Source organism: Stenotrophomonas sp. Br8, from assembly GCF_014763005.1.
In the GTDB taxonomy this organism is placed as follows: domain Bacteria; phylum Pseudomonadota; class Gammaproteobacteria; order Xanthomonadales; family Xanthomonadaceae; genus Stenotrophomonas; species Stenotrophomonas lactitubi.
Genome location: NZ_JACGTN010000003.1, coordinates 464,053 through 490,913, shown reverse-complemented (window position 1 = coordinate 490,913; position 26,861 = coordinate 464,053). Strand labels below are relative to the sequence as shown.

Sequence of the window (26,861 nt, the reverse complement as noted above, 5' to 3'; positions counted from 1 at the left end):
CGGCGCAGTTACTTCCGGAACTCCACCCGCACGTGCTGGCCGACGCGCGCCTTTGCCGCACTCTCGAACTCCAGCACGCACTCCACCACCTTGGCCACGCCGCGCCCTGCATCCTCCGGCAGCCGTGCCGGTGCGAACACCGGGCTGATGCGGACCACGCGTGCCACCGGCAGCGGCTTGCCCTCGGTGCCATCGCTATCGATCACCACCGTCGCGCGCATGCCCACCTGCACTGTATCGGCATAGGCGGCGCTCAACTCAGCGCGCACCTGCAGGGGCCGCGCCGGCAGCAATGAAATCGCCGGCTTGCCGGCCTGCACGAATGCCCCGACGCCCGGCACCTGGCCAATCACGGTGCCGGAATCCGGCGCGGTCAGCGACATCTGCCGCAGCTTGAGCCTGGCGTGCTCCAGCTTGTGCTGGGCCATCTCGACCTGCGCCCCAGCCACATCGACATCGGCGCGAACGCCAGCCAGCTGCTGCTTTGCCGCGTCGGCCTGCTGGTTGGAAGAGACGCCTTCGCTGGCGCCGGTGGCAAGACGCGTGGCGTTGCGCTCCAGCTCGCGCAGCTGTGCCTGGCTGCCCTTCAGTCGGTCGGTAGCCAGCGCGAGATCGGCGTTGGCCATGCCTACTTCCTGTTCAAGCAGTGCGCCATCCACGGTGAGCAGGACATCGCCCTTGCGGACCACCGCCCCTTCCTTCACCGGCGCGGTGCTGACCGAACCATCCATTGCTGGGACCAGTGCAATCAGGCCGCCTTCCACATCGATGATGCCGCGGGCGACGGCCACCTTGTCCACGCTGGTGGACGTGGATGCGGCCGGCTGTGCGGGTACGGGTGCGTCCTTGCTGCAGGCACCCAGCAGCAATGCCGCGCCCAAGGAGATGCTGAGGGAGAACAACGGCGGCATTCTGGTCATCGGTTGGGCTCTACGGTTTCGTTCTGGCGGCGGTCATCGCGGACCGTGCCGTCTTCCATGGCGATCACCCGATCCGCATGGCGGATCAGGCGTGGATCGTGGCTTACGCACAACACCGTGGCCTGATGTGCGCGTGCATAGCGGTGCAGGATGTCGATCACGCGCTGGCCGTTCTCGGCGTCCAGTGCACTGGTGGGCTCATCGGCGAAGATCAGCGTTGGTGACTTGGCGAACGCACGGGCAACCGCCACGCGCTGCTTTTCGCCGCCGGACAGCTGCGCCGGGCGCATGTGGCTGCGATGCGAGAGACCGACCTCGTCCAGCGCCTGCCGCGCCAGCGGCTCGCTGTCACGGTTGCGCATGCCGCGATAGCCCAACGGCAGCTGCACCTGCTCCAGCGCGGTCAGCGCCGGGAACAGATTGAAGCCCTGGAACACGAAACCAACATGATGCAGGCGGAAGCGCTCCACCTCACTGCGGGTCATATGGCTGACGTCCTGGCCAAGCGCATGCACGCGGCCGCCATCGGGCGTGGAGAGTCCGGACATCAGCGACAGCAGCGTGCTCTTGCCGCAGCCGGAGGGACCCGACACCAGGGTCAGTTCGCCAGGATAGATGTCCAGTGACAGGCCACGCAGCACGGGAACGTGCACATCGCCGGACACGAAGCCCTTTTCCAGTGCGTCGGCACGCAGGGTCGGGGACGTGATGGAGGTGTTTTTCATCGGTCGCCCCTCAACGCAACAGCAACGATGGATCGGAACGGACGACGCTGCGCACCGCCATGATGCTCGACAGCATGGCCATCACCGCGACCAGCGCCACGCAGCCGAGAACCACCATCGGCGTGAGCTGTACCGGCACGCGCTGGGTCTGCGCCGCCAACAGCACCACCGTGCTGAAGGCTGCGGCCAGCAGCATGCCGACGCCGCCGATCAGTACGGCCTGTTCGAACACCACCCGCGCCAGCGCGTAGCGGCCTGCACCGAGCGCGTTGAGCGTGGCGTACTCGCGTACCGACCCGGCCACCACCGCCGCGAAGGACTGGTTGGTGATCACCGCGCCGACGAAGCAGACGATGACCGCCATGAACAGCACCGCGATGCCGGCACCGGTGTCGAACAGCCAGTACTGCTGCGAGCGGCTGGCAAACTCCGGGGCCGTCCAGAATTCGACAGGCGTAGCGCGGCCCGTTGAATCGTTGAGGCGATCGCGCACGCGACCGGCCAGCTCCGGGGATCGCGTGCCCGCCACGAAATAGGTGCTGCCTTCATGCGGGTCGGTTCCGGCGATGGCACGCGCGGTATCCAGTGATGCCAGCACGTTGACGCCGCCAAGACCACGCAGGCCGGGTTGCGCGGCGACCACACGCACGGCCTTGCCGTTGATCCAGGCCTGGTTGCTGCGCAGATCAACGCCCAGCGTGTCCAGGTCGGCGCTGTCGACGATCACCGCCCCGGGTTCGCGCAACTGCGCACGCAGGTCAGGCGAAAGGATGCGCGAGAACATCATCGCGTCGTTCGCCGTCGAGATGCCGGACAGGTACACCGACACGTTGCCGGTACCCTGCGCGCTGGAGCGCCACTCGCCATCGACCCATTCGTACGGCTCGACGCGGGTGACATCCGGGTCCATGCGCAGCCGGCTTTCAACATCCGCGCTGATCGCATGGCCGTAGTTCACGCTCTGCGTACCGGCAAAGCCAGCCCAGACATCGGCGGTCGATGCCTTCACGTAGATCGCAGCGGTGCCGAAGATGCCCAGCACCAGCGCTGCCTGCACGATCAGCAGCACACCGGCGAAACACATGGCCAGCACCACCGGCAGGAACCTGCGCCACTCGTAAACCAGCGTTTTGCGGGCAAGCGCGATCATTGCGCGTCGCCTTCTGGCTCGACCGGCAAGGGTGCGCCGCCCACTGCGCGATACAGCGATGCGAAGGCGAGCACGCGCGCACCCTGCGCACCAATCAGATCGGCATGCGCGGACAACGCCGCACGCTGGCTTTCCAGCCCGTCGAACTCACTGGAGAGGCCAAGCTGCACCTGCCGGGCCTGTCGCGCGACCTGCTGCCGGGCAGTTTCATCGGCCACCTGCAGCGATTGGATGCTGCTGTCCTGGCGGGCCAGGCTGCCCAATGCGCCTTCCACTTCAGCCACGCCTTGCAGCACGGCTTTGCGATAGCCCAGCAACGCCGCATCCAGCTGCTTGTCGTCGGACTGGTAGCGCGCGCGCCGCTGGCCCCAATCCCACAGCGGAATGTCGATGTAGGGACCGATCGATGGGCTGGAATCGGAGTTGGAGCGTGCGTTCTGGGTGAGGTTGTAGGCGTACAGGATGGAGCCGCCCAGGCTCAGTTTCGGGAACATCGCCGCGCGTGCGCTGCCCTTTTCGGCGGTGGCCTGCAGCACATCGGCCTCGGCCAGCAGGATCTGCGGGCGATGGCGTAGCAGATCAGCCGGCACCTGCTGCAGGGTGAAGGTGCTCAAGTGCGGTGGCGTGCGGTAGGCATTCCAGGCCGGATCCGGCCCATCGCGCCCCAGCAGCAGCGCCAGCGCACGCGCGGCGTTGCCTGCGTTTTCATCCGCCTGCGCAATGGCAGCGCGTGTGGCAGCCTGCCGCGCACGCAGACGATCCAGTTCGCCAGGCTCGTCCAGATGCAGGCGCTGCCGCACCAGCCCCAGTTGCTCGCCGCGTGCGTCAACGGCCTGTTGCTTGCCCAACAGATCCGCCTGCGCCTGCGCGACGGAAAGATCCAGATAGCTGCGCACTACATCTGCGATCACCGCCACCTGTGCGGCATTGCGCAGTGCTTCTGCATTTCCGTTGGCCGCCTGCGCGCTCAATCGGGCACTTTCCGCTGCGCCAAACAAGCCAAGATCCCAGATCGCTTCGACACCGGCGTGGAAGTAAGTGTCGACCGCGGCGGCGTCCTGCACCTGCTTTGCACTGGCCGTTATCTCCGGACGGAAGCGCGCATCGGCGGTGCCCGACACCAGACGCACCGCCTGCAGCCGCAGCGTGGCCTGCTGCAGGTCCAGATTGCCGGCGATCGCCTCTTCCACCAGTGCGTTCAAGCGCGCATCGGCCAGCACCTTCCACCACTGCCGCGCATCGACCGCGACGCCCTGCGCAGGGGCGGCTTGATTCCAGACCACTGGAGTGCGATCGGGCAGATCGGGAACCGGCACCGACATGCAACCTGCCAGCATCGTGCTGGTCAGCACCGCCCCGGCAGCTACGATGATGCGCGGGAGCGCGGCATACCGTTTGACGGACGCCGCGGTGAAAGTGAAACAACTGGCCACCCGCCCACCTTCGTGGAGAGAGAAGCCGAGGAGGCTACGCCGCGATTGTGGAGTGGACATGGAGAATCAGTCGGAGCTGCGTTACAGCGCGTATGCGGTGCCTGCATTGCGAACCCTCGGCCTTTCCCCAGCCTTTCACGGGCGCCGCGAAGCTGAACGCTGGACTGTTCGCGGGCGCTGCGGCACATTGGCCTGAACGCTCCTACCGGCAGGCTATACGCTTGAAATTAAGTCCTTGCCGCGCGCTCGGCATCTTCATGGCCGTGCTTGTCGTGGGCACGATGGCGATCTGCCTGGCCACGCCACTGGCATCGAACGCGACCATGCTGCTGATGGACCGCAGCAACTTCATTCCCGCGCAGTCGTCGATCTTTTCCTTCGAGCCCTACGTGATCAACAACGGCTCGTCGAACTACTGGCTGTATGGCCAGGACCGGACCTACTACTACCACTTCACCTACCAGGCCGACGCGCCTTATCTGTACATCCCGCGGAAAAACACCTGCGCCGGCTTCGACCGTGCGGACGTGCGCACCTGGTGCAGTGCGAGCCGGGGCATCCCGCGCTAGCGAGGCTGTATCCGGATGGCGGCGCGCAAAACGAAAAACGCCCCCTTTCGGGAGCGTTCTTCTTGAATCTGGAGCGGGAAACGAGACTCGAACTCGCGACCTCAACCTTGGCAAGGTTGCGCTCTACCAACTGAGCTATTCCCGCAGATTCCGTTCGACCTGCGTCGAAGGAGCGCTATTGTGTCGATATTGCTGCACGGCGTCAACAGGATTCTGCAGCCCTTTTACCGGCCAGCGTTCAGCTTCCGGGTCAGGCCCGAACGCCCCGTCGGTGGAAGTAGATCTGTTCGGCCAGCCGGCGCACCGGGCCGGTACACAGCAGCGCGTCGACCGGCCAGTCCCGCTGCAGATGGTCCATGGCCCAGCGCAGTACGCGCTTGCGGTGAAAGGTGGGCGCCGCCTGTCGCGCCACCTGCTCGGCGGCTGGCCCCTTGCCGCGCCGATGCAGGCCGATTGCATCTCCGACTGCCCAGCCATGCCGCCATGACGAGTGGATGCCGCCGGCCGACAACGGCGAGACAACACCCGCCGCATCACCGGTAAGGATCACGCCCGGCGCAGTGATCGGGCCATCCGGCAACCCGCAGGGCACCAGCCCCGCGCGGGTGCCGGCAGCCTCGGCCGAGCGAGGAAGGCCTACCACGTCGCGCACATGTTCAAGGAAACCCTCGATATCCGGCGAACGGACATGTTCGGGATCGTGGCGCAGCGCCAGCCCCACCTGCACACCGGTAGGATTCTGCGCGGCCCAGCCGATGTAGCCGGGTGCGAAGCGGCGGCTGACGAAGCAGTGCAAGGCGTCGCCTTCCGGCAGCTGCACGCCGGCAAACTCGCGCTCGACGCCGTACAGGTTGTCGCGCACCTGGCCCAGGCCGATGCGCTGCGCGACACGCGATCGTGCACCGTCAGCGCCGACCAGATACGCGGTGCGCCCCACCCCTTCAACCTGCCATGCGTCGCCGTCGCGGCAAGCTCCGGTAAACGACTGCTGGAGCCGCAGGTCCACGCCGCTGGCGCGCAGTTCGCTGGCCAGCCAGCGCATCAGGTTCGGTGTATCGGTGGTGAGGAAGTAGTAGCCCGGTGCGGCCAGCAACACATTGCGCAGGTTCGGTGCGTACAGGCGCACGCGCGCCACGCGCTGCACCAGCTGTTCGGGCATGCGACCAAGCCAGGTGTGCTGCATGGCCTCCTTCACCACGATGCCGGTGGTATGCAGGCGCTCGCCGGGGTCAGCTTTGCGTTCGAGCACGCAGACGCGCAGGCCGTACTGGGCGGCGGCGAGTGCGCAGGCAGCACCTGCAAAACTGGCGCCGACGATGATCACGTCGTAGTCGTAGGCAGCGGGAGTGTGAGGCATCGCGGCATCACCACTTGAGAAGGGAGATGCAGCATCGAGCCTCCGAATGGTGAGGCGATGGAGTGGCGGTGAAGTGGGTATGAAGCGCGCTGGACGCAAACGAAAAACGCCCCCTTTCGGGAGCGCTTTTCTTGAATTTGGAGCGGGAAACGAGACTCGAACTCGCGACCTCAACCTTGGCAAGGTTGCGCTCTACCAACTGAGCTATTCCCGCTTGGGAGGCGAAATTTTACCTATTCCAAGGATTGCGTCAAGCGCTTTTTTTCAGGAATTTGCGGGGCGGCCGACATTGCGTATCCACGCATGGCGTGGATCTACCGCAGACCCACATTCCCGTAGATCCACGCCACGCGTGGATGAGGGATCCCGCGTAGAACGCATACCCAGTAGATCCACGCCATGCGTGGATGAGGGATCCCGCGTAAAACGCATGCCCAGTAGATCCACGCCATGCGTGGATGAGGGATCCCGCGTAGAACGCATACCCAGTAGATCCACGCCATGCGTGGATGGAGGTGTCCCTGGTGTCAGAGCCCTTTCCTGCGGAAAGGGAGCCGACACCGGTAGTTCCTCAGCCGTTGCCCAGCTTCTTCTGCCGCGAACGCTCGCGCGCGGCGCGCTCGTCGTCACGCAGGCTGGGCCAGGCGGCGTGCAGGTACTGCAGGCCCGACCACAGGGTCAGCACTGCGGCAATGGCCAGGGTCCAGTCGCCGATATGGAATACCGGCGGGCCCATCCAGATGTCGTTGATCGGCACGTTGGGCGCCACCGAATACAGCAGGCACAGCAGCGCGACCATCTGCGCAGTAGTCTTGACCTTGCCGATCATCGCCACGCGCACTTTGGCGCGCTGGCCGAGTTCGGCCATCCACTCGCGCAGCGCCGACACCGCGATCTCGCGGCCGACGATCACCGCCGCCCAGAACGCCATCCACGGGGTCGGATGCCCCTGCACGATCAGGAACAACGCCACTGCCACCATCAGCTTGTCCGCGACCGGGTCGAGGAAGGCGCCGAACGCCGACTCCAGGCCGTAGCGACGCGCGATCCAGCCATCGAGCCAGTCGGTGATCGCGGCCAGGCCGAAGATCGCCGCCGATGCGAAGTTGGTCCAGGTGTAGGGCAGGTAGAACACCAGCACCAGCACCGGGATCATCACGATCCGCAACAGGGTCAGCCAGGTGGGCAGGGTCAACGTCATGCTGCTTTATTCTCTCTCTACTCGGCCGGATCCGGCGCGGCCAACCCGTGCAGGTTAGCGTAGATGCGCGCCGCGAGGGCGTCATTGATGCCTTCCACCTTGGCGATTTCCGCTTCTCCGGCGGCTTTCAGGCCGACCAGGCCGCCGAAATGCTTCAGCAGGCTGGCGCGCCGGCGCGGCCCGATGCCGGGGATGTCTTCCAGTTTGCTGGTCATCCGGGCCTTCTGCCGGCGCCCGCGATGGCCGGTGATGGCGAAGCGGTGCGCTTCGTCGCGCACCTGCTGGATGAACTGCAGAGCAGGATCGGCCGCACCCGGGCGCAGTTCGCGACCATCGGGCATCACCAGGGCTTCGTGGCCGGCACGGCGTTCCACCCCCTTGGCCACACCCACCAGCAGCACGCCTTCCACGCCCAGATCGGCCAGCGCCGCCTGCGCCTGTGCCAGCTGGCCGGCGCCACCGTCGATCAGCAGCACGTCCGGCAGCACGCCCTGCTCTTCCACGGCGCGGCGGAAGCGGCGGTCGATGGCCTGGCGCATCGCGGCGTAGTCATCGCCCGGCTCGATGCCGCTGATGTTGAAACGGCGGTACTGCGCGCGCACCGGGCCGGCGGCGTCGAACACCACGCACGAGGCCACGGTGGCTTCACCCATGGTGTGGCTGATGTCGAAACATTCCACTCGCTTGACCGGTTCGGCCAACCCCAGCATTACCCGCAGTGCTTCGCTACGGGCGTGCTGCGCGGTGCGGCTGTTGATCTCGGTCGCCAGGGTCAACTGCGCGTTGCGGCTGGCAAGTTCCAGGTAGCCGGCGCGCTCGCCACGGACGTTCCACTTCAACTGCACCTTGCGCTCGGCCGAGGCCGACAGCGCCGAACCAATCAAGTCGGCATCAGGAATTTCGCGGTCGAGCAGGATCTCGCGCGGTGGCTCGAATTCGATGTAGTACTGCGAAACAAAGGCCGCCAGCACTTCGTCCGGACTTTCCTCGCCGTTGGTGCGGGGAAAGAACGGACGGGTGCCCAGGTTGCGACCATCACGGAAGGCCAGCAGCATCACGCAGGCCTGCGAGCCCTGCATGGCTACCGCCAACACGTCCAGGTCGGCCGCACGGCCGTCCACGTACTGGCGGGTCTGCATGCTGCGCAACGACGTGATCAGATCACGCAGGCGCGCGGCCTGCTCGAATTCCAGCGCCTCGCTGGCGGCCTGCATCTGCTCGCCCAGCTCCCGGGTCAGCTCATCGCTCTTGCCCTCCAGGAACATCGCCGCGCGGCGCACCGACTCGGCATAGTCTGCGGCCGGCACCAGTTCCACGCAGGGCGCGCTGCAGCGCCCGATCTGATACTGCAGGCAGGGCCGCGAGCGGTTGCGGAACACGCTGTCTTCGCAGCTGCGCAGCTTGAACAGCTTGTGCATCAGGTTCAGCGTCTCGCGCACCGCGGTGACGCCCGGATACGGCCCGAAATAGCGCCCAGGAATGGCGCGCGGGCCACGATGCAGGGCGATGCGCGGCCAGTCCTCGCGGGTCAGCAGCACATGCGGATAGGTCTTGTCGTCGCGCAGGGATACGTTGTAGCGCGGCGACAGTGATTTGATCAGCTGGTTTTCCAGCAGCAGCGCTTCGGCTTCCGAGCGCGTCACGGTCACGTCCATGCGCACGATCTGCGAGAGCATCGACATGATGCGCGCGTTCTTCGGACTGCCGTTGAAATAGCTGCCTACGCGGTTGCGCAGCGCACGGGCCTTGCCGACGTACAACAGCGTATCGTCGGCCGCGTACATGCGGTACACGCCCGGGGCGGTACTCAGCTGGGCCGCGAATGCCTTGCCATCGAAGGACGGGACGGGAACAACGGTCATTCGCTGATCGGCACTTCGCTGAGTACGCCGCTGTCAGGGTCCAGACGCAGTACGGTGTGGGAGTCTGTCTCGGCGATCCATACGGCACCGGCACCGACGGCCAGGCCGGCCGGGCCGTGCAGGCGCCGCGGCAATGGCTGGGTGGTCAGTTCGCCGCCGCCCAGGCGCAACGTGCGCAGGCGGCCATTGCCGGTATCGGCGATCCACAGCAACGGCGCATCCGGGCTCAACGCGATCGCCTGCGGGAACTGCAGGCTGGCCTGCGCGCGCGGGCCATCGTCTTCACCGAAACGCCAGGTGCCCTGCCCGACCAGGGTCTGCACCAGATCGCCGCGCAGCTGCAGCGAACGGACCGAAGACCCCAGCGCGTCGGCCACGTACAGCACCTGCTGGACCACGGCCACGGCGGTGGGCTGGGCGAACGCGGCCAGGTGGCCACTGCCGTCGCGCTCGTCGATGGCGCCGCTGCCGGCACGCCACTGCAGGCTGCGCTGGCCGAGGTGATAGCTCCAGATGCGGTTGTCGCCGGCCATGGCGATGTGCAGCTGGTTTTCGGCGATGGCCAGGCCAACCGGATGATCCAGCGACACCTGCCGAGGCTGCGCCACCGGCCCTTCCTCGGGAGCACCCGGACGACCGTTGCCGCACAGGGTGTCGACCAGGCCGGTCAGCAGGTTGATGCGGCGCACGGCGTGGTTGCCGGTGTCGGCCACGTACAGCGACTCGCGCTCCAGCGCCAGCGCCTGCGGCCGGTGGAAAGCGGCTTCGGCGAGATTGCCGTCCATGAAGTCGGCGGTGCCCAGGCCGAACTGACGCAGCACACGGCCGCCATGACTGCATTCCAGAATGCGGTGGTGGCCACTGTCGGCGATGTACAGCCGTTCCTGGTTCACGGCCAGCCCCATGGGGAATCGCAGCGCCTGGCGCGGCTCGGGGTGCAGTTCGCTGCCGCCGCGCGAAGGGGCCGACGGCGCACCCTCGCAAAGGGCATTCAGGGCCCGCTCCAGCTCGCCGGGCACGCCCTGGCCGATCAATCGCTGCTGTTCGCGCCCCTGCGCGTCCAGCAACACCATGGTCGGCCAGGCGGTGACACCGAAGCGGCGCCATCCATCCCAATCGGCATCGAGCAGCACCGGCATGGTCAGGCCCTGGCGGCGCAGCAGTTTCAACGCAGCCGTGGCATCACGCTCGAAATCGAAACGCGGTACCTGCAGCACCAGGGGTTGCAACTTGCCGGGGTGGCGTGACAGCCACTGGCTGAACTCGGCCAGCCGTTGCGCGCTCCACGCGGAAGCCGCGTTGACGAACAACAGCGCGACCGGCCGGCCACGCAGTTCGGTCAGGGTGCAGGGCGCGGCATTGAGCCAGGCGGCGAACTCGGGCAGGTCCGGGACGGGCTGGATGTTCATGGCCCGATTATGCCGGAGTGGGCGTGATGCAACAGGCGTGCCACGGTACGTTCGGCAGCGGCGTCGACCAGCGACCAGACCTGCTCGAAATGATCACTGCCACCGGTATAGGGGTCGGGAATCGCGCGTTCGCCCTGCCCGCCCGACCACGGCAGGTACAGCGCCAGGCGCTCGCGCTGGGCGGCGGTGGCAAGGCGCGCGGCATCACGCAGATTGGCCTCGTCGGCGCACAGGATCCAGTCGAAGGCGTCGAAGTCCTGTGGCTGCAGCTGCCGCGCGCGCAAGCCGCCGAGGTCCACGCCATGCCCGGCTGCGCACGCAATCGCACGCCGGTCGGGTGGCTGGCCCACATGCCAGTCGCCGGTACCGGCCGAATCGACCTGCACCCGCCCGGCCAGCGCCGAGGCATCCAGGCGGGCGCGCAGCGCGCCTTCGGCCATCGGCGAGCGGCAGATGTTGCCGAGGCAGACGACCAGCAGCTTCATCGCGCCGCCATCGCCTGCAGCAGCGTTTCGGCGCGCCGCAGGTCTTCAGGGGTGTCGATGCCCGGCGGGAAGGGTTCAGGCGAGATCGCCACGGCGATCGGGTAGCCCGCTTCCAGCACGCGCAACTGCTCCAGCGATTCCACCTGTTCCAGCGTGCCCGGCGGCATCGAGGCGAACTGCTGCAGGAAGCCGGCTCGGTAGCCATAGATGCCTATGTGGCGCAGCCACTGGTGGCCCTCGGGCAGGGTCTCGCGGCTGCGGGCGAAGCCATCACGGTGCCAGGCGATCGGCGCACGGCTGAAGTACATGGCCTCGTTGCGCACGTTGCGCACCAGCTTGACCACGTTCGGGTCGAACAGCGTGTGCGCGTCCTCGACCGGCGTGGCCAGGGTCGACATCGGCGCGCTGCCTTCCACCAGTGCCGCTGCCACGGCGCGGATGCCGGCGGCGGGTGCGAACGGCTCATCGCCCTGCAGGTTGACCACGACGGTGTCATCCGCCCAGCCGGCGATGCGCGCGCATTCGGCCAGGCGATCGGTGCCGGAGGCATGCGAAGCCGCGGTCATCGCCACCTTCACTTCTTCCAGGCCGGACAAGGCGTCGGCAATGCGCTGGTCGTCAGTGGCGACCCATACCTCACCCGCGCCGGCCTGCAGCGCGCGGCGGGCCACATGCAGCACCATGGGCTCTCCGCCCAGCAGGCGCAGCGGCTTGCCCGGCAGCCGCGAAGCGGCGTAGCGGGCCGGGATGGCAACAACGAAGTCGGTCATGCGGGCGGTACTCGGCAGGCGCGATACAGCAGGAATGCGGCCGGCGGCGTGCATTTGCAAGCGCCGCACGGCCCCTCAGTTCGGTCGCAGCTTGTCCAGGCGATCGGTCAACGCGATCCAGAAAGCAGCGGGCATCTCGGCACGCAGCGGCACGGCGTACTGCCAGTCGTTGGCGAACGCGCGGCACTTCACGGCATCCTTTTCGGTCATCAGCACCGGCAACTGGCTGCCAAAGGACAGGTCCTGCGGCTGGTAGGCGTGATGGTCGGCGAAGGCATGCGGCACCACACCGATCGCACGCGCGCGCAGCATGTCGAAGAAGCGCTGTGGATGGGCGATGCCGGCCACGGCATGCACGCGCTGGCCCGCGAAGTACGAGAGCGGACGCGCCCGTCCACCAGCCAGTGGTTGTGCACTGTCGATGTTCAGGGCCATCGGCCATTGGCCGAAGCCGCAGGCCTGGGCAGCCGTCGCTTCATCCGCCTGGCCAAGGTTGACCACACGGAAATCGCATTCGGCGGCGCGGCTGACCGGCTCGCGCAGTGGGCCGGCCGGAATCATCCGTCCATTGCCATAGCGACGCTGGGCATCGACCACCTCGATTTCGATGTCGCGCGCCAGCCGGTAGTGCTGCAGGCCGTCATCGCAGACGATCACGTCGCAGCCGGCGGCGATCAGCGCCTTGCCCGCCGCCACGCGATCGCTGTCCACGCGTACCGGCACGCCGGTTTTCCAGGCGATCAGCACCGGCTCGTCACCACCAAGGGCCGTCGGCGTATCGGCTTCCACCCAACGTGCCTTGTCCGCTTCTTCGCGGCCATAGCCGCGACTGGCCACACCGGGCTTCCAACCCGCTGCGCGCAGGCGCTCGACCAGGGCGATGGTCAGCGGCGTCTTGCCGGTGCCACCGGCGGTGATGTTGCCGACCACGATGACAGGCACAGCCAGTGCATGGCGCTTGCGCCAGCCACGCCGGTACAGGCGCCGGCGCAGCGCGGTGACGCCCGCGTACAGCGGTGCCAGCAATCGCATCGGCCACGGAACCGGGCTGCCGTCATACCAGTACGGCGGGGTCTGGGTACCTTTGCCCGCCATCAGTCCTGCCTTTCGCGGAACTGCATGTTGTGCAGGTGCTGGTACAGGCCACCCATCGACAGCAGTTCCTGATGGGTGCCACGTTCAACGATGCGGCCATGGTCCATCACCAGCACCTGGTCGGCATGCTCGATGGTCGACAAGCGGTGCGCGATCACCAGCGTGGTGCGCTCGGGCATCAAGCGCTGCAGCGCATCCTGCACCAGGCGCTCGGATTCGTTGTCCAGCGCCGCGGTCGCCTCGTCCAGGATCAGGATCGGTGCATCGCGCAGGATCGCGCGGGCGATCGCCAGGCGCTGACGCTGGCCGCCGGACAGCAGCGCACCGTTCTCGCCCACCGGCGTCTGCAGCTGCTGCGGCATGCGTGCGATGAACTCCCAGGCATTGGCCGCTTCGGCCGCAGCGCGGATCTGCTCGTCGGTTGCATCCATGCCGTAGGCGATGTTGGCCGCGATGGTGTCGTCGAACAGCATCACCTTCTGGCCGACGATGGCCACCTGCCTGCGCAGATCGGCCAGCGGATAGTCATCCAGGGCGACGCCGTCAAGCAGGATGCGGCCACCGTTGGGTTCGTAGAAGCGCGGTACCAACCGGATCAGGCTGGTCTTGCCGCTGCCGGAACGACCGACGATGGCGGTGACCGTACCCGGCCTGGCAACGAAGCTGATGTCGTCCAGGGCGATGCCGCTGTCTTCGCGGTAACGCAGCATTACGTGCTCGAACGCCAGTTCGCCGCGTACGCGCTGCACCGCATGCTTGCCGTCGTCGCGCTCGACCGGCATGTCGATGATGCCGAACAGGCGCTCGGCAGCCGCCACGCCGCGCGAGATCGAGGTCTGCACGCTGGTCAGCCGGCGCAGCGACGGAATGATGGCCATCATCGAGGTCATCAGGCCCATGAACTGGCCCGCATTGAGTTTGCCGGCCAGTGCCTCGCGGGTGGACACCCAGACGATGACTGCCAGCGCCAGCGCCGCCAGGAACTGGACCACGCTGGAGGCGGCCGCGCGGGTCACTTCCACCTTCATGTTCAGTGCCAGCATGCGGTTGGCCAGGCGCGAGTAACGCGAGATCTCGTGCTGCTGGGTGCCGTGCACCTTCACTTCCTGCTGCGCGGCCAGCGACTGCTCGGCAGTCTGCGCCATGGTGCCCATGCCGTCCTGGATGCCGCGGCTGATACGCCGGTAGCGCTTGCCCACGTAGGAGACGATCACGCCGATCAGCGGCACCACCACCAGCATCGCCAGGGTCACCTTGACGCTCATCTGCAGCATCACCGCCAGCATGGCGATGATGGTCAGGGTATCGGCGACCACGGTCTTCAGCGCGTCGGCACTGGCCTGGGTGACCTGTTCGGTATCGAAGTTCAGGCGGCTGACCATCACCGGCGTCGCTTCGGCGTCGAAGTGCGAGGACGGCAGGTGCAGGTACTTCTGCAGCACCTGTTCGCGCAGGTCGCGGACCACGCTGCGGCCGGTCTTGGCCAGCGTGTAGTCGCTGACCCAGGTCGCCACGCTGCGCATCAGGAACAGGCCGAGGATGGTGAGCGGCAGCACCACTGCCGCGCGGGGCTGCGGATCGACGAAGCCTTCGTTGACCAGCGGCTCCATCAACTTGGTGAAGTGATAGCCGGCCAGCGCTTCGACCACCATCGCGATGACCGCGCCAACCATGAACACCCAGTAGGTGCGGGTATAGCCCAGCAGACGTTTGTAGATCGGCCACACTGGCGCGTGATGGGAACTCATGGACGCACCTCTGGCGCTGTTGCAATGGCGATACGACGGAAGCCGAGCTGGCCCAGCGCATCCTGCGCGGTGACCACGGCCTGGTAAGGAGTGCGTGCGTCGGCACGCAGCAGCACGGTCTGTTCGCGATCGCTGCCAGCGACGGCGGCGATCGTCTGCTTGACCGACCCGACATCGCTGCGCAGTACTTCCTGATCGTTGACGAAGTAGCGACCGTCAGCGTTGATCAGCACGCTCAGCGAGCGCGGCGGCTCGTTGGTCTGCTGCTGGCTGGCGGTCGGCAGCTGCACCTGCAGGGTTGATCGCGCATCGAAGGTGGTGGTGACCACGAAGAAGATGATCAGCACCAGGATGACGTCGATCAGCGGGACAAGATCGATATGCGGTTCATCCTGGGACCGGTCGTTGCCGATACGCATCGATCAGGCCTTTGCCGTGGCGGCGGAGGACGCGCGCGCGGCAGGAGCCGGGGTCATCACCCCGGGGCGGCCATCCAGCGTATCCAGCAATGCACTGGCTTCCTGCTCCATCTCCACCACGTAGCCGTGGATGCGGCCCTTGAAGAAGCGGTGGAACATCAGCGCCGGGATCGCCACGATCATGCCGGTGGCGGTGCACACCAGCGCCTTGCCGATACCGCCGGCAAGCTGGTTCACATCACCCACGCCGTGGTCGAGGATGCCCAGGAACATCTGGATCATGCCGACCACGGTGCCGAGCAGGCCCAGCAGCGGGCCGGCCGAGGCGATGGTGCCCAGCGCGTTGAGGAAACGCTCCATGCGGTGCACCAGGTGGCGACCGGTGTCTTCGATGCGCTCGCGGATCTGGTCGCGCGGGCGGTTGCGCGCTTCCAATGCGGCGGCCAGCAGGGCGCCCAACGGTGAATTGGCCCGCAGGGTCTGCAGGTGCGCCGGGTCGAGCTTGCCGCGCGCGGCCCAGTTGCGCACTTCCTGGCCCAGGCCAGGCGGCAGCACCTCGTTACGCCGCAGGGACCAGAAACGCTCCAGGACGATCGCCAAAGCCAGTACGCCCAACAGCAGCAGCGGCACCATCGGCCAGCCACCGGCCTTGACCAGTTCCCACACGTTTCAACCCTCCGGCCCAACGGCCGCTTGTTCGATCGGCGATAGGATAGCAGCCGACCGTGCCCGCCCAGCGGCATCCCACCACCGGGCTGCGTGGATACGCTGTTCACGCAGCTGCAGGCCTTGTGCGCCAAGCCATATGCGGATCGCGCCGGACTCGGCGGTGGACAGCACTTCGGCGCCGGCCGCCTGCCAGCGCTGCACCACGTCACGCTTCGGGTGGCCAAAACGGTTCTGGTGCCCGGCCGAGACCAGCGCCAGCTGCGGCGCCACCGCCTTCACCCAAGCCCCAGTGGAGCTGCCTCCGCTGCCGTGATGGGGCACCAGCACCACGTCCGCACGCAGCGCATTGGCAGCGCCCTGCAGCAGGGCCTGCTCGCCCTGCCGGCCGATGTCGCCGGGCAGCAGCACCACCCCGTGTGTGCCGGCAACCCGCAGCACGCAACTGGCCTCGTTGTCGGCGCCCTTCGCGGGAACTGCAGGCAAAGCGGGCGGGTGCAGCACCCGGAAATCCACCCCGTCCCATTGCCAGCGCAGCCCCGCTTGGCAGGTGCCGGCACTGGCAATCGCACTGCCCCGTGGCGCCAGCACCTGCAGACCCGGCAGCTGCCGGCGCAGCGCTGCAAGGTTGCCGCTGTGGTCCAGGTGGTCGTGACTGATCATCACCCGCGCCGGCGGCACCTGTCCCAACGCGCGCAACGTCGGCAGCAGCATCCGCTCCTCGCCTTCGCTGCCTGCGGGCGGGCCGACGTCGTACCAGAGTGCGTGGTGGGCGGTCCGCAGCAGCACCGCCGTGCCCTGGCCGACATCGTGCACCACCAGTTCCAGCTCGCCCTGCTGGGGCGCCGATCGTGCCGACCACAGCAACGGCAGGCACAACAATGACCCGGCGAGCACCGCGCCAGCACCACGTGGCAACAGCCACCAGAACACCCCCAGCAACGCCGCCGGCAGCGCCCAGGCGGGCCCCTGCGCCAGCCACCACATCGCCTGGGGGTGCTCGGCCAACGGCTGCATCAGCTGCCAACTGGCATCGAACACCCAGGCTGCCGCGCGCCAGGGCCACTGCCCTGCTCCGCTGCGCAGGGCCTCCAGAGCGGTTCCCAGCAGAGCCAAAGGCACTACCAGCAGGCTCCACAGCGGAATGACCGGCAGGTTCACCAGCGGCCCCAGCCGTGCGGTGCCGCCAAACAGCGCCACTGCCAGCGGCAGCAGAGCGACGCTGGCCACCCCCTGTCCTGCCAGAGCGCCGCGCAGCATTGCGGCGAACCCCTTCGGCCGTCCCTGTGGCAGGCACCACAACAACCACAGGACGCCGCCGAAACTGAGCCAGAAGCCCGCAGACAGCACCGACAGCGGGGCCGGCAACAGCATCGCCAGCGCGGCAAGCGCCAAGCCCTGTGCCACCGTCACCGGACGGCGGACGACACGCGCCAGAGCGACCACCGCGATCATCAACGCGGTGCGCACGGTCGGCAGCTCGCTGCCCGCAACAACGGCATAGCCGGCCGCTGCCACCGCCGCCGCGCAGGCCGCCGCCTGCGGTCGTGGCCAGAACCCGGCAAGCCCCGGCCAGGATCGCCAGAGAACAGAACACAGCAATGCGGCGAAGCCTGCCGCCAGACCGACATGAAAGCCGGAAATGGCGATCAGATGGGTCAGGCCCAGCGCGCGCAGCTGCGCCCAGTCGATATCGGACAGGCCACGCGTATCGCCCAGCGCCAGAGCCTGGATGAACCGCGCCGAGGGATGTGCGATCTGCCTGGCGATGGCCGCACTGGTGCGCTCGCGCCAGGCGGGCAGACCATGTGCAGGACGCAGCTGCCGCGTAGTGTGGGCATCACGCACGTTGCCACTCGCTGCCAGCCCACGCAGCAGCGCATGCCGTTCGCCATCGAAGCCACCCGGGTTGATGCGTGAGCGTGGCGGTCGCACGCGTAGTGACAACTGCCAGTCCGCGCCAGCGTGCAGGCGATGTCTCTGATCAGTCCCGGCGTCGGCCGGCCCGCCCCGGGGCGCGTGCCAGAGCACCTGCAGCCGCTTGCCACGCAGCGTCGGTATCGCATCGGACGCATCGACCCGGAACTCGAACCGGGTGTATCCAGGCGCTTGCTTCGGCAGGTCGACAACCTGACCCCGGACAAGCACATCCTGCGCAGCAGCACCGGCCGGCAGCTGCGCCTGCAGTGCCCAATACCCATGGCAGCACGTCCAGGTCAGGCCGAACAGCAGCGCAGCCGCCGCGCGCCCGCGCCAGCGCAGCACCCAGCCCAGCGCAGCCACGGCGGCGGCCGGAACAGATGCCCATAGCGGTGGCAACGCCGGCAACAGCACGCAGGCCAACGCGCCAATGACCAGAGCGGCAGCGCATGCGGGGCCCAGCAAGGGCGACGGAGTCCGGTCGACAACCATCGCCACAGCGTGCCGAGGAGCAGCCTCACGCAACCATCAGGCAACGCCGTGTGCTTCTGTCAGCGCCCCACTAGCGCCGCACGCTGCCGCGGTGGAAGTTGACCCGGAAACTGGCGCCGCCCCCGACAGCCTCGCCCACGCTCACCGTGCCGCCGTGGTGCTGCACGATTTCCTTGACCAGATGCAGGCCAAGGCCGCTGCCGCTGCCGGCGGCGCGCAGGCGATGGAACGGCTCGAAGATCGCCTCGCGGTCACCGACCGGCACACCGGCGCCCTGATCGCTGACTTCCAGCAGGCCCTGCCGGTCCAGACGCACGCAGATGGTGCCGCGCCCGCCGCCGTGGACGATGGCGTTGTGCACCAGGTTGGCGATCACCCTGCCCAGGGCCAGGCCATCGCCATGGATCCATACCGGCGTTTCCGGCGCATCCACTTCGAAGCCATAGCCGGCGCCAACGACCAGCGGCGCGAGGTCGGCGGCCGCTTCGCGCACGACATGCGCCAGGTCCAGCCGCTGCAACGCGGCGATGTTCCTGTCCAGGCGTTGCAGGTCGAGCAGGTGCTCGGCGACGTTGCCGAGACGGGCGACATCGGTCAGCAACTGCGATTTCAGCTCCCCCTGCGGCAACTGCGACAAGCGCGCCTGCACCACCGCAATCGGCACCCGCAGTTCATGCGCCGCATCGGCCAGGAACTTGTCGCGTGCTGCGTAGCCCTGCTGCACCTTGTCGATCGCATCGTTGAACGCTTCGACCAGAGGCGCCACCTCGGTCGACACCAGCTGCGCGTCCAGGCGCGCGCCGGGCTGGCCGATATCCAGCTCCTTGGCCTGCTGCGCCGACCGGCGCACGCCACGCATGGCCCGATGGATCACCGTCGGCATCACCAGCAGCGTGACCACGATCAACGGCAGGAAGAACCACAGGCCGATCAACCGCAGCACCATCAACGCGCCATCCAGCAGGCCGCCCTTCGGCGCCCCGCCCACCATCACCGTGATGCGGCGGCCGTCCTCGTTGCGGATCATCACCCGGGCCACGTCCAGGTACGGCGGTACCAGCGACCCCAGCTCGGTGGCACCCAGTGTCGGCAGGCGGGCCAACAGCGGCGCGTGAATGGCAGGCAGCGTGCCGCGCTGCAGCCATGCGCCGCGATCGTCGACCGCCGCGAACCACAGGTTGCCACCGGCACGCGCATCGAGCTTCTGCCAGCGTGCTTCATCCAGCACCAGCCGGCCGCCTTCGCTGTGCACGGCGTTGGCCGCGCTCTCGGCCATGAACATGTCCATGCCCCAGGTGTCCTTGTCGCCCCACGTCAGGATCAACGCAACCACGGCGAACAACACCGTGAAGGCCTGCGCCAGGAACAACCGCCATGCCAGACCCAGCGTGATCGAACGGATTGGTCGTGCCATCTCAGGCCTCCGCCAGCAGGTAGCCGACGCCACGGATCACGTGGATCTCCACGCCTGCGCCGGCCTGCTGCAGCGCCTTGCGCAGCTTGGAGATATGCGCGTCGAGCGCATTGGACTGGATCTCATCATCAAACCCGTACACCGCCGCTTCCAGCGCACTGCGGGTGACCGTACGACCCTGCCGCATCGCCAGCGCCTGCAGCACCAGTACCTGCCGCCGTGGCAGTGCCACCGGCTGTCCATCCACCTGCGCCTGCAGCGATTCGAAATCAAACTCCAGCCGGCCCAGCCGCAACCGGGGGGTCACCATCGCCGACGGTCGACGCGATACGGCGCGGATCCGCGCCATCAGCTCTTCGATCGCTACCGGCTTGACCAGGTAGTCATCGGCACCGACATCCAGCCCCTCCACCTTGTCTGACAGCCCCCCCTTGGCGGTGAGCATGATCACCGCCAGATTCGGCCGCAGGGCACGGGCGGTCGCCACGAAACCCACGCCATCACCGTCCGGCAGCTGCCGATCAAGCAGCATCAGCTGGTGCACCGGCTCACGCAGGGCGAGCGCCGCCTCGGCCAGGCTGCCAACCACGTCGGCGACCACCCCCTGGCGCTCCAGCCCGGACTGCAGGGCTCGCGAGAGATCGGGATCATCTTCGACCAGGAGAATGCGCATCGGGGGCTCGGCAACCGGAAACGGAGCCGATCATAGTGCCTTCGGCGTGCAAGTGGCGCCGATGCAGCAGATTGCGCCTGCGCAATGTTCCGACAATGTTGTGCGCGCAGCATGCACCGCCATCCCCGCAAAGTAGTACGTTGATGACCTCGCTGCCCCCCGCCCTGCTGCGCCCCCTGCTGTGCACCGTCGTTCTCTCCACGCCGCTGCTGGCAAACGCGCAGGAACAGCGCCCGGGCGTGCAGGCCGGCATCACCTTCGGCGCGACCACCGGCGCCTACGCGCACTATGACGACAAGCCGCTGGTGCTGCCGGCGCTGTCCTGGCAGGGCAAGCGCTTCTTCGCCAGCCCTGGCTCGCTCGGCATGAACCTCTACAAGGCCGATGGCCTGCGCGTGTCGGCCGTGGCTACGCCCTACACGTTGCGCTTCAAGACCGACGACGTGAACGATCCGCAGCTGCGCCGCCTGCACAGCCGGCAGATGTCGGCAATGGTCGGCATCAACGCCGACTACAGTGCGGACTGGGGCGCGGTGGCGGCCAGCGTGAAGCGCGAAGTGAGCGGGCATGGCGGCGGTGTTGAATCAAGCCTGCACTACAGCTATCCGATCCAGGCCGGTCGCTTCACCTGGGCGCCGCGCGTGGGCGTGGTGCATTCCAGCGCACGCCTGCTCGACTACTACTACGGCATCAGCGACGAGGAGGCCCTGCGCTCCGGGCTGGCAGCCTACAAACCCGGCAGTGCCACCTCGCCGAGCCTGCAGATCGCGGTCAGCACGCCACTGGGTACGAAATGGCGCGCGACAGGCGTGGTCGCCAACCAGTGGTTCGGTGATGCCGTCGAGGACAGCCCGATGGCACGACGCAGCAGCCAGACATCCGCTTTCATCTCGCTGATGCGCGCGTTCTGACCGAACCAGCATCCGCCCCACGGACAACAAGGATCCCGCATGGCCGCCGTCACCCCCACCGCCGATGCCAACGCGATCCTGCGCGCACCGGATCTGGACAGCGCCGAGCGCGCCTACCTCGGCCTGCTGCCGGACATGGATCATGTCGATGCACTGACCCGACGTGCACTTGGCCTGTCGCGCGCTGCCGATGCGGCGCGCGGCTATGCCCTGTCGATGACCCTGGTCGGCCTGCGCCTGCAGGAACTGGAGATGGGCGAGCCGTGCGCGGCCGAGTATCGGCAGGCAACGCTGCGCAGCCTGCGGCAGGCCTTCACTGCTGCCTGAGCATTCCGTCAGCGGAAGGTTGTCCAGGCCAGAACCGCAGACAAAAGTGCGACCCACACCACCGCTTTGAAGGTGCCTTCCAGCATGTTGCCGCCGAACAGCAGATCGATGATCGGGTTCGGCCGTGAAACGGGAGCATGGTCACTCATGGTGGCGTCCTGTGGTTTGGGAACTGCGTCACCGATGATACAAAAGCTTGACATTCCTGTTGCTGTTTCCGGTATGGTCGATGCAACGCGGCGTTCAAGGATGATCGATGCTCAAGCGTGCACTGTTTCCCGTAGTCGCCCTGCTGCTGGCCGCACTGGTCATCATGCTCTCCTGGCAGAACCGCCAGTTGCGGCAGGTCAACGAACAGATGGCGGCGCAACTGCAGCAGACCCAGCTGGATGCACATGGTCCTGCAATCGGCACCCGGCCTGAACTGTTGACGCTGCGGACGACGCAGCAGGCCCATGTCGATATCGGTGGCGCCCGCGCCGTTCCGCAGATCCTCTACTTCTTCTCTACCGCCTGCCGCTACTGCCTGGCCTCGGTGCCGCAACTGCAGCAGATCGCGGCGGCGCGTGGCAGCGCCGAACTGATCGGTGTCGGCTTGCCACCCTACGATCAGCTTGCCGCGTACGCCGGCAAACACGCGCTGGCGTTTCCGATCGCCGTCGACGATCAGGGCGAGGTCTCCAAGCGCTACCGCGCCACGCTGACACCGATGCTGATGGTGCTCGCCGCAGATGGCAGCGTCGCCTACAAGCATGTCGGCCAGCTCGACACAGAGACGGTGCAGGCCGTCGCCAACGCAATGAATCCGGGAAGCCACACCAACTGAAGGAGATACACATGATCGGGAAGAAAACGCTGTTCTCGTCCGTCGCCGGTATCGTCATCGTTGCTGCAATGTCATTCGGTGCCGCACAGGCCTTCGCCACACCGGTGAAGACCGGCTTTGCGCCAGGCTGCGTGGATACCCCCGGGTGCATGTTCGGCGGCAATGGCCGCGCCGGCGGCACGCGCATCTGCTGCGTCGCCAACTGATTCCGCTTCGACACCGCCCCGCAAGCGGTGACCTCATGTTCCATCGCCATTCCAAGGAGATACACATGATCGGAAAGAAGAAACTGTTCTCGTCCATTGCCGGCATCGTCGTGGTTGCCGCCATGTCATTCGGTGCCGCTCAGGCCTTCGCCACTCCAGTGAAGACCGGCTTCGCACCGGGCTGCAAGGAACATCCCAGCTGCCCGTACGGCAATGCCGGCTCTCACGGCCTGCTGGTCTGCTGCGATCCCATGTGATCCACCTCGACGCTCTGCAAAGGAGATACAGATGATCGGAAAGAAAAAGCTGTTCTCGTCCATTGCCGGCATCGTCGTGGTTGCCGCCATGTCATTCGGTGCCGCTCAGGCCTTCGCCACGCCGGCCAAGGCCGGGTTCGCACCGGGCTGCGAGTTCACCCCGGGTTGTCCGTATGGCGGTTCAGGGCATTGGTCCGGCCCTCGCCTGTGCTGCGATCCGCTCTGAGCCTGCTTGAAGGTTCCAGCCATGTCGTGACCTGAGCCCAGGCTTCCCGGCCAACGGGGTCACTTCCGGGCAAACGGGCCGGACTGCCTTCACAGGCGGCCCGGCCTTTTTCATGGCAGTGACCTGCAGCTGCCCCGACCCAGCCCGGATTCATCCTTGCTGGCTCTCGTTGGCACGCACTTTTCCCGCCTTCGTCGGATACCGGTTTCACACCACAGGCCGCAGTGCAACGCTGGACTCCCTTCTCCGGAGCACCGTGCCATGCCGATGCTTGCATTGCTGCTGTTGATGGCCGGTCTATGCAACCGTGACGCCGACAACGGAAGCGATTCGCTGCGATTGCAGATCCTGCAGGCCGATGCCCAGCGTGCCGCCAGCGAGCCAGACACGCACGGCCAGACGGACAGCCAGAGCGTGCAGATCCTGCGCTTGAGTGCGGACCGCGTACTGCAGGTGGCCCATGGTCGCGTGCACGCTGAAGCGCCTGCGGGACAGCGCGGGCAAACGCACTCCCGGGGCCTCATGCAGCTGTGGCAGCGCGTGGATGGTCATTGGCAGCTGCAGCGCAGCGCCAGTGTCGAGCAACGCGGTTGACGATGACAGCAACCGGCCAGGCGCAGACGAGCGCGAATTGCAGGCACAAAAAAACCGGCCCAAGGCCGGCTTTCATCGTGTCCACCGCTGCTCCGGCGATGCCGGGAACCGGTGGTGGGCGGTACAGGGTTCGAACCTGTGACCCCTACCATGTCAAGGTAGTGCTCTACCGCTGAGCTAACCGCCCAAAAATTCCGTACAGCCCGCAGGCTGGTGCTTCTACGTAAAAACCCGGCGCCAGGGCCGGGCTTTTCATGCTCACGACAGCCCCCTGGGGGACTTCGTGGTGGGCGGTACAGGGTTCGAACCTGTGACCCCTACCATGTCAAGGTAGTGCTCTACCGCTGAGCTAACCGCCCGTTTGTTGCTTCTGCAGCGCCGCGATTGCGTCGGTGCAGGCCGCGTATATTACGGGCGACGACCGGCAAGCGCAATACTTTTGTGAAGAAAAGCCGCTTTACCGCGTTCAGCCCAGGCTGGCTTCCTTCAGCTGCCTGATCTGGTCGCGGACCCGGGCGGCATCCTCGAATTCCAGGTCCTTGGCATGCTGGTACATCCGCTGCTCCAGCGCCTTGAGGCGAGCGGCCAGCTGCGCCGGACTGAGCGAACGGTAGTCGGCCGTGTCTTCGGCCACACCGGAACGGCCCTTGCCCTTGCCCTTCTTGGCTTCCTTCTCGGCAGCATCCGAGCGCGCGCCCTCCAGCACATCGACAATCGGCCGCAGGACCGAGCGCGGAATGATGCCGTGTTCCTGATTGTACTCGACCTGCTTGGCGCGACGACGGTCGGTCTCGTCAATCGCTGCCTGCATCGAACGGGTGATCCTGTCCGCATACAGGATCGCCTTGCCGCGTACGTTGCGGGCCGCACGGCCGATGGTCTGGATCAACGAACCAGTCGAGCGCAGGAAGCCCTCCTTGTCCGCATCCAGGATCGCCACCAGTGAGACCTCGGGCATGTCCAGCCCTTCGCGCAGCAGGTTGATGCCGACCAGCACATCGAACTTGCCCAGGCGCAGGTCGCGGATGATCTCCACGCGCTCGACGGTATCGATATCCGAGTGCAGATAGCGCACGCGGATACCGTGCTCGGTCAGGTACTCGGTGAGGTTCTCGGCCATGCGCTTGGTCAGGGTGGTGACCAGCACGCGATCACCGGCCTTGATCCGCTCGTTGGCCTCGCTCATCAGATCATCGACCTGGGTGCCGACCGGGCGGATCTCCACCACCGGATCGATCAGGCCGGTCGGGCGCACCACCAGCTCGGCCATGTCTTCGCCAGCCTCACGGAATTCGTAAGGGCCCGGCGTCGCCGACACGTAGATGCTGCGCGGGCAGCGCGCTTCCCATTCCTCGAAGCGCAGCGGACGGTTGTCCAGCGCCGACGGCAAGCGGAAGCCGAACTCGACCAGGGTTTCCTTGCGCGAACGGTCGCCCTTGAACATAGCGCCGATCTGCGGAATGGTCACATGCGATTCGTCGATCACCAGCAACGCATCGGCCGGCAGGTAATCGAACAGGGTCGGCGGCGGCTCGCCCGCGTTCTTGCCGGTCAAGTGCCGCGAGTAGTTCTCGATGCCATTGCAGAAGCCCACTTCGGCCATCATTTCGAGGTCGAACTGGGTGCGTTGGGCCAGGCGCTGCGCCTCGACCAGCTTGTTCTGCGCGTACAGCTGTTCCAGCCGCTCCTTCAGCTCGACCTTGATGGTCTCCACCGCTGCCAGCACCCGTTCGCGCGTGGTGGCGTAGTGGGTCTTCGGGTACACCGTGAAGCGCATCAGGTTGCGCATGGTCTCGCCGGTGAGCGGATCGAACATCGTGATCTTCTCGACTTCGCCATCGAACAGTTCGATGCGCAGGGCTTCACTGTCCGATTCTGCCGGGAATACGTCGATCACTTCACCGCGCACGCGGAAGGTGCCGCGCTGCAGCTCGTATTCATTGCGCGTGTACTGCAGCTGGGTCAGGTGATTGATCAGGTCGCGCTGGTCGATGCGCTCGCCCTTGGACAGGATCAAGCGCAGCGACAGGTAGTCTTCCGGTGCGCCCAGACCGTAGATGGCCGAAACGGTCGCCACCACGATCGCATCCGGTCGCGACAGCAGGGTCTTGGTCGCCGCCAGCCGCATCTGCTCGATGTGCTCGTTGATCGAACTGTCCTTCTCGATGAAGGTGTCCGACGACGGCACGTAGGCTTCCGGCTGGTAGTAGTCGTAATAGCTGACGAAATACTCCACCGCGTTGTGCGGGAAGAACGCCTTGAACTCACCGTACAGCTGCGCGGCCAGGGTCTTATTCGGCGCCATGATCAGCGTCGGCTTCTGGATCTGCTGGATGACGTTGGCGATGGTGTAGGTCTTGCCCGAGCCGGTCACGCCCAGCAGGGTCTGCTTGGCCACGCCAGCCTCGAAATTGCTGGTCAGCTTGGCGATGGCATCGGGCTGGTCGCCCGCCGGCGAATACGGCGAGACAAGTTGAAAACTGTCGCTCATGGTGCTGCCAGGTCTCGGGAAGGTTGAGTATAGCGGCCGCATTGGTGACGGCCGGTTGATGGAGATTCTGATTCAGGGAAGGGGGTGCACCGATAGCGGAACCCCGCAGCGCAGCGGAGGCTGGGCACTTGCCAGCCTTTGGACCCCGCCATGCAGATGTCCCGACTTCGCGGCCATACCCTCACGGAAATACTGGTCACTGTTGCCGTCCTGGCAATTCTCGCGAGCGTGGCGTTCGCTCCGGCCAGCGACTTGTTGGATCGCCTGCGATCGGATCAGTTGCGGCTGCAGTTGCACAGCGCGATGAATCTGGCACGCAGCACCGCGCTTGACCGTCGCCAAGGCGTTGTGGCCTGCCCCAGCGACGACGGCCGCACCTGTGGAGACAACTGGGGTCGCGGCTGGTTGCTTCTTCCGGAGCGCTGGCGCGGCGCAGAGGCGTCGGCGCCTGAACCACTAGCCGCCAGGGTACTGGACAGCCACCGCTCACTGAGTGCGTTTGCCACCCATGGCCGTCCACAGATCGTGTTCCGCGCGAATGGACGCAGTGCAGGCAGCAACGCCCGCATCGTTATCTGCCAGCATGGGCAGATACGTTCTGAAGTCGTGGTCAGCAACACCGGCCGCGTACGCTCGCTACGCTCGACCGAACAGGCACCTTGCTGAACTGCGCCGCGCTCACCCTGCCATCGCGTGCCCGCAGAAAAGCAGAAGC

28 protein-coding genes and 4 tRNA genes are annotated in these 26,861 nt (G+C 66.6%); 9 read left to right on the top strand and 23 right to left on the bottom strand.

Annotation, left to right across the window (positions count from 1 at the left end):
- Positions 1–8: 8 nt before the first annotated feature.
- The 4 genes from H3005_RS03610 to H3005_RS03595 are packed head-to-tail and all read right to left on the bottom strand — an operon-like array spanning position 9 to position 4,132.
- Complete coding sequence (locus H3005_RS03610) at positions 9–920, bottom strand: HlyD family efflux transporter periplasmic adaptor subunit (RefSeq protein WP_191077592.1); 912 nt, start codon at positions 918–920, stop codon at positions 9–11.
- Positions 917–1,645 (bottom strand): ABC transporter ATP-binding protein, encoded by a 729-nt coding sequence (locus H3005_RS03605; RefSeq protein WP_100552103.1) that lies wholly within the window; start codon positions 1,643–1,645, stop codon positions 917–919. The genes H3005_RS03610 and H3005_RS03605 overlap by 4 nt, the downstream gene beginning before the upstream one ends.
- A gap of 10 nt (positions 1,646–1,655) precedes the next feature.
- On the bottom strand, positions 1,656–2,795 hold the full coding sequence (locus H3005_RS03600; protein ID WP_100552102.1) for an ABC transporter permease: 1,140 nt from the start codon (positions 2,793–2,795) through the stop codon (positions 1,656–1,658).
- Complete coding sequence (locus H3005_RS03595; RefSeq protein WP_331273729.1) at positions 2,792–4,132, bottom strand: TolC family protein; 1,341 nt, start codon at positions 4,130–4,132, stop codon at positions 2,792–2,794. The genes H3005_RS03600 and H3005_RS03595 overlap by 4 nt, the downstream gene beginning before the upstream one ends.
- A gap of 353 nt (positions 4,133–4,485) precedes the next feature.
- On the opposite strand from H3005_RS03595, the gene H3005_RS03590 reads away from it, so the two are divergent.
- Complete coding sequence (locus tag H3005_RS03590) at positions 4,486–4,797, top strand: hypothetical protein (RefSeq protein ID WP_100552101.1); 312 nt, start codon at positions 4,486–4,488, stop codon at positions 4,795–4,797.
- 69 nt (positions 4,798–4,866) lie between these two features.
- Here the strand turns inward: H3005_RS03590 and H3005_RS03585 are convergent.
- From H3005_RS03585 to H3005_RS03515, 15 genes are all read right to left on the bottom strand, one after another.
- Positions 4,867–4,942, bottom strand: a tRNA-Gly gene (locus H3005_RS03585).
- A 105-nt stretch (positions 4,943–5,047) separates the two neighbouring features.
- Positions 5,048–6,154 (bottom strand): NAD(P)/FAD-dependent oxidoreductase, encoded by a 1,107-nt coding sequence (locus H3005_RS03580; protein ID WP_100552100.1) that lies wholly within the window; start codon positions 6,152–6,154, stop codon positions 5,048–5,050.
- A gap of 138 nt (positions 6,155–6,292) precedes the next feature.
- A tRNA-Gly gene (locus H3005_RS03575) sits at positions 6,293–6,368 on the bottom strand.
- Between the two features lie 357 nt (positions 6,369–6,725).
- The gene (gene pgsA, locus H3005_RS03570; RefSeq protein ID WP_100552099.1) at positions 6,726–7,355 is read right to left on the bottom strand and encodes a CDP-diacylglycerol--glycerol-3-phosphate 3-phosphatidyltransferase; all 630 of its coding nucleotides are present in this window, start codon (positions 7,353–7,355) and stop codon (positions 6,726–6,728) included.
- A 17-nt stretch (positions 7,356–7,372) separates the two neighbouring features.
- Positions 7,373–9,217 carry an excinuclease ABC subunit UvrC gene (uvrC, locus tag H3005_RS03565; protein ID WP_100552098.1) on the bottom strand — a complete coding sequence of 615 codons (1,845 nt, stop codon included), beginning with the start codon at positions 9,215–9,217 and terminating at the stop codon, positions 7,373–7,375.
- Positions 9,214–10,626 carry a hypothetical protein gene (locus tag H3005_RS03560; protein ID WP_100552097.1) on the bottom strand — a complete coding sequence of 471 codons (1,413 nt, stop codon included), beginning with the start codon at positions 10,624–10,626 and terminating at the stop codon, positions 9,214–9,216. Before H3005_RS03560 ends, uvrC begins: the two co-directional genes overlap by 4 nt.
- Positions 10,623–11,111 carry a low molecular weight protein-tyrosine-phosphatase gene (locus H3005_RS03555; protein ID WP_100552096.1) on the bottom strand — a complete coding sequence of 163 codons (489 nt, stop codon included), beginning with the start codon at positions 11,109–11,111 and terminating at the stop codon, positions 10,623–10,625. The genes H3005_RS03560 and H3005_RS03555 overlap by 4 nt, the downstream gene beginning before the upstream one ends.
- Positions 11,108–11,881, bottom strand: coding sequence for a 3-deoxy-manno-octulosonate cytidylyltransferase (gene kdsB / locus H3005_RS03550; protein ID WP_100554078.1), 774 nt, complete (start codon positions 11,879–11,881; stop codon positions 11,108–11,110). The genes H3005_RS03555 and kdsB overlap by 4 nt, the downstream gene beginning before the upstream one ends.
- A 75-nt stretch (positions 11,882–11,956) precedes the next feature.
- Positions 11,957–12,976: a tetraacyldisaccharide 4'-kinase gene (gene lpxK / locus H3005_RS03545; RefSeq protein ID WP_100552095.1), complete on the bottom strand. Its 1,020-nt coding sequence runs from the start codon at positions 12,974–12,976 to the stop codon at positions 11,957–11,959.
- Positions 12,976–14,724, bottom strand: a complete 1,749-nt coding sequence (gene msbA / locus H3005_RS03540; protein WP_100552094.1) for a lipid A export permease/ATP-binding protein MsbA — start codon at positions 14,722–14,724, stop codon at positions 12,976–12,978. The genes lpxK and msbA overlap by 1 nt, the downstream gene beginning before the upstream one ends.
- On the bottom strand, positions 14,721–15,143 hold the full coding sequence (locus H3005_RS03535; protein ID WP_191077591.1) for a biopolymer transporter ExbD: 423 nt from the start codon (positions 15,141–15,143) through the stop codon (positions 14,721–14,723). The genes msbA and H3005_RS03535 overlap by 4 nt, the downstream gene beginning before the upstream one ends.
- A 3-nt stretch (positions 15,144–15,146) precedes the next feature.
- Positions 15,147–15,809: a MotA/TolQ/ExbB proton channel family protein gene (locus H3005_RS03530; protein ID WP_025875219.1), complete on the bottom strand. Its 663-nt coding sequence runs from the start codon at positions 15,807–15,809 to the stop codon at positions 15,147–15,149.
- Positions 15,810–15,812: 3 nt separating this feature from the next.
- Entirely contained in the window at positions 15,813–18,221 is a 2,409-nt protein-coding gene (locus H3005_RS03525; protein WP_100552092.1) for a DNA internalization-related competence protein ComEC/Rec2, read from the bottom strand.
- 70 nt (positions 18,222–18,291) lie between these two features.
- Positions 18,292–19,635, bottom strand: coding sequence for a HAMP domain-containing sensor histidine kinase (locus tag H3005_RS03520; RefSeq protein WP_089240065.1), 1,344 nt, complete (start codon positions 19,633–19,635; stop codon positions 18,292–18,294).
- A gap of 1 nt (position 19,636) precedes the next feature.
- Entirely contained in the window at positions 19,637–20,308 is a 672-nt protein-coding gene (locus tag H3005_RS03515) for a response regulator transcription factor (RefSeq protein WP_025875225.1), read from the bottom strand.
- A gap of 143 nt (positions 20,309–20,451) precedes the next feature.
- Here H3005_RS03515 and H3005_RS03510 point away from each other — a divergent pair, with 143 nt between their 5' ends.
- Together H3005_RS03510 and H3005_RS03505 are read left to right on the top strand one after the other, a co-directional pair.
- Positions 20,452–21,219, top strand: a complete 768-nt coding sequence (locus tag H3005_RS03510) for a MipA/OmpV family protein (RefSeq protein ID WP_100552091.1) — start codon at positions 20,452–20,454, stop codon at positions 21,217–21,219.
- A 39-nt stretch (positions 21,220–21,258) separates the two neighbouring features.
- Positions 21,259–21,546: a hypothetical protein gene (locus tag H3005_RS03505; protein WP_025875229.1), complete on the top strand. Its 288-nt coding sequence runs from the start codon at positions 21,259–21,261 to the stop codon at positions 21,544–21,546.
- Positions 21,547–21,554: 8 nt separating this feature from the next.
- On the opposite strand, the gene H3005_RS03500 is transcribed toward H3005_RS03505, so the two are convergent.
- On the bottom strand, positions 21,555–21,695 hold the full coding sequence (locus tag H3005_RS03500) for a hypothetical protein (RefSeq protein ID WP_165780968.1): 141 nt from the start codon (positions 21,693–21,695) through the stop codon (positions 21,555–21,557).
- Positions 21,696–21,802: 107 nt separating this feature from the next.
- Between H3005_RS03500 and H3005_RS03495 the strand changes: the two genes are divergently transcribed.
- The 5 genes from H3005_RS03495 to H3005_RS03475 all read left to right on the top strand — a co-directional run bounded on the left by H3005_RS03495 (position 21,803) and on the right by H3005_RS03475 (position 23,655).
- Positions 21,803–22,372 carry a TlpA disulfide reductase family protein gene (locus H3005_RS03495; protein ID WP_100552090.1) on the top strand — a complete coding sequence of 190 codons (570 nt, stop codon included), beginning with the start codon at positions 21,803–21,805 and terminating at the stop codon, positions 22,370–22,372.
- Between the two features lie 11 nt (positions 22,373–22,383).
- Positions 22,384–22,578 (top strand): hypothetical protein, encoded by a 195-nt coding sequence (locus tag H3005_RS03490; protein ID WP_025875233.1) that lies wholly within the window; start codon positions 22,384–22,386, stop codon positions 22,576–22,578.
- A gap of 65 nt (positions 22,579–22,643) precedes the next feature.
- Positions 22,644–22,835: a hypothetical protein gene (locus H3005_RS03485; RefSeq protein WP_032975717.1), complete on the top strand. Its 192-nt coding sequence runs from the start codon at positions 22,644–22,646 to the stop codon at positions 22,833–22,835.
- Between the two features lie 31 nt (positions 22,836–22,866).
- Positions 22,867–23,061, top strand: a complete 195-nt coding sequence (locus tag H3005_RS03480) for a hypothetical protein (RefSeq protein ID WP_099820043.1) — start codon at positions 22,867–22,869, stop codon at positions 23,059–23,061.
- A gap of 261 nt (positions 23,062–23,322) precedes the next feature.
- A complete protein-coding gene (locus H3005_RS03475) occupies positions 23,323–23,655 on the top strand; it encodes a hypothetical protein (protein WP_100552089.1) in 333 nt (110 codons plus the stop codon).
- A 112-nt stretch (positions 23,656–23,767) separates the two neighbouring features.
- Here the strand turns inward: H3005_RS03475 and H3005_RS03470 are convergent.
- From H3005_RS03470 to uvrB, 3 genes are all read right to left on the bottom strand, one after another.
- Positions 23,768–23,842: transfer RNA gene (locus H3005_RS03470), tRNA-Val, on the bottom strand.
- A 97-nt stretch (positions 23,843–23,939) separates the two neighbouring features.
- A tRNA-Val gene (locus H3005_RS03465) sits at positions 23,940–24,014 on the bottom strand.
- Positions 24,015–24,121: 107 nt separating this feature from the next.
- Positions 24,122–26,146 (bottom strand): excinuclease ABC subunit UvrB, encoded by a 2,025-nt coding sequence (gene uvrB / locus H3005_RS03460; RefSeq protein WP_100552088.1) that lies wholly within the window; start codon positions 26,144–26,146, stop codon positions 24,122–24,124.
- Between the two features lie 150 nt (positions 26,147–26,296).
- On the opposite strand from uvrB, the gene H3005_RS03455 reads away from it, so the two are divergent.
- Entirely contained in the window at positions 26,297–26,812 is a 516-nt protein-coding gene (locus H3005_RS03455; protein ID WP_191077600.1) for a GspH/FimT family pseudopilin, read from the top strand.
- Positions 26,813–26,861 lie beyond the last annotated feature (49 nt).

Coding starts and splice junctions, on each gene's coding strand:
- H3005_RS03610 (WP_191077592.1), bottom strand. CDS start 920: ATGACCAGAATGCCGCCGTTGTTCTCCCTCAGCATCTCCTTGGGCGCG.
- H3005_RS03605 (WP_100552103.1), bottom strand. CDS start 1,645: ATGAAAAACACCTCCATCACGTCCCCGACCCTGCGTGCCGACGCACTG.
- H3005_RS03600 (WP_100552102.1), bottom strand. CDS start 2,795: ATGATCGCGCTTGCCCGCAAAACGCTGGTTTACGAGTGGCGCAGGTTC.
- H3005_RS03595 (WP_331273729.1), bottom strand. CDS start 4,132: ATGCTGGCAGGTTGCATGTCGGTGCCGGTTCCCGATCTGCCCGATCGC.
- H3005_RS03590 (WP_100552101.1), top strand. CDS start 4,486: ATGGCCGTGCTTGTCGTGGGCACGATGGCGATCTGCCTGGCCACGCCA.
- H3005_RS03580 (WP_100552100.1), bottom strand. CDS start 6,154: ATGCCTCACACTCCCGCTGCCTACGACTACGACGTGATCATCGTCGGC.
- pgsA (WP_100552099.1), bottom strand. CDS start 7,355: ATGACGTTGACCCTGCCCACCTGGCTGACCCTGTTGCGGATCGTGATG.
- uvrC (WP_100552098.1), bottom strand. CDS start 9,217: ATGACCGTTGTTCCCGTCCCGTCCTTCGATGGCAAGGCATTCGCGGCC.
- H3005_RS03560 (WP_100552097.1), bottom strand. CDS start 10,626: ATGAACATCCAGCCCGTCCCGGACCTGCCCGAGTTCGCCGCCTGGCTC.
- H3005_RS03555 (WP_100552096.1), bottom strand. CDS start 11,111: ATGAAGCTGCTGGTCGTCTGCCTCGGCAACATCTGCCGCTCGCCGATG.
- kdsB (WP_100554078.1), bottom strand. CDS start 11,881: ATGACCGACTTCGTTGTTGCCATCCCGGCCCGCTACGCCGCTTCGCGG.
- lpxK (WP_100552095.1), bottom strand. CDS start 12,976: ATGGCGGGCAAAGGTACCCAGACCCCGCCGTACTGGTATGACGGCAGC.
- msbA (WP_100552094.1), bottom strand. CDS start 14,724: ATGAGTTCCCATCACGCGCCAGTGTGGCCGATCTACAAACGTCTGCTG.
- H3005_RS03535 (WP_191077591.1), bottom strand. CDS start 15,143: ATGCGTATCGGCAACGACCGGTCCCAGGATGAACCGCATATCGATCTT.
- H3005_RS03525 (WP_100552092.1), bottom strand. CDS start 18,221: ATGGTTGTCGACCGGACTCCGTCGCCCTTGCTGGGCCCCGCATGCGCT.
- H3005_RS03520 (WP_089240065.1), bottom strand. CDS start 19,635: ATGGCACGACCAATCCGTTCGATCACGCTGGGTCTGGCATGGCGGTTG.
- H3005_RS03515 (WP_025875225.1), bottom strand. CDS start 20,308: ATGCGCATTCTCCTGGTCGAAGATGATCCCGATCTCTCGCGAGCCCTG.
- H3005_RS03510 (WP_100552091.1), top strand. CDS start 20,452: ATGACCTCGCTGCCCCCCGCCCTGCTGCGCCCCCTGCTGTGCACCGTC.
- H3005_RS03505 (WP_025875229.1), top strand. CDS start 21,259: ATGGCCGCCGTCACCCCCACCGCCGATGCCAACGCGATCCTGCGCGCA.
- H3005_RS03500 (WP_165780968.1), bottom strand. CDS start 21,695: ATGAGTGACCATGCTCCCGTTTCACGGCCGAACCCGATCATCGATCTG.
- H3005_RS03495 (WP_100552090.1), top strand. CDS start 21,803: ATGCTCAAGCGTGCACTGTTTCCCGTAGTCGCCCTGCTGCTGGCCGCA.
- H3005_RS03490 (WP_025875233.1), top strand. CDS start 22,384: ATGATCGGGAAGAAAACGCTGTTCTCGTCCGTCGCCGGTATCGTCATC.
- H3005_RS03485 (WP_032975717.1), top strand. CDS start 22,644: ATGATCGGAAAGAAGAAACTGTTCTCGTCCATTGCCGGCATCGTCGTG.
- H3005_RS03480 (WP_099820043.1), top strand. CDS start 22,867: ATGATCGGAAAGAAAAAGCTGTTCTCGTCCATTGCCGGCATCGTCGTG.
- H3005_RS03475 (WP_100552089.1), top strand. CDS start 23,323: ATGCCGATGCTTGCATTGCTGCTGTTGATGGCCGGTCTATGCAACCGT.
- uvrB (WP_100552088.1), bottom strand. CDS start 26,146: ATGAGCGACAGTTTTCAACTTGTCTCGCCGTATTCGCCGGCGGGCGAC.
- H3005_RS03455 (WP_191077600.1), top strand. CDS start 26,297: ATGCAGATGTCCCGACTTCGCGGCCATACCCTCACGGAAATACTGGTC.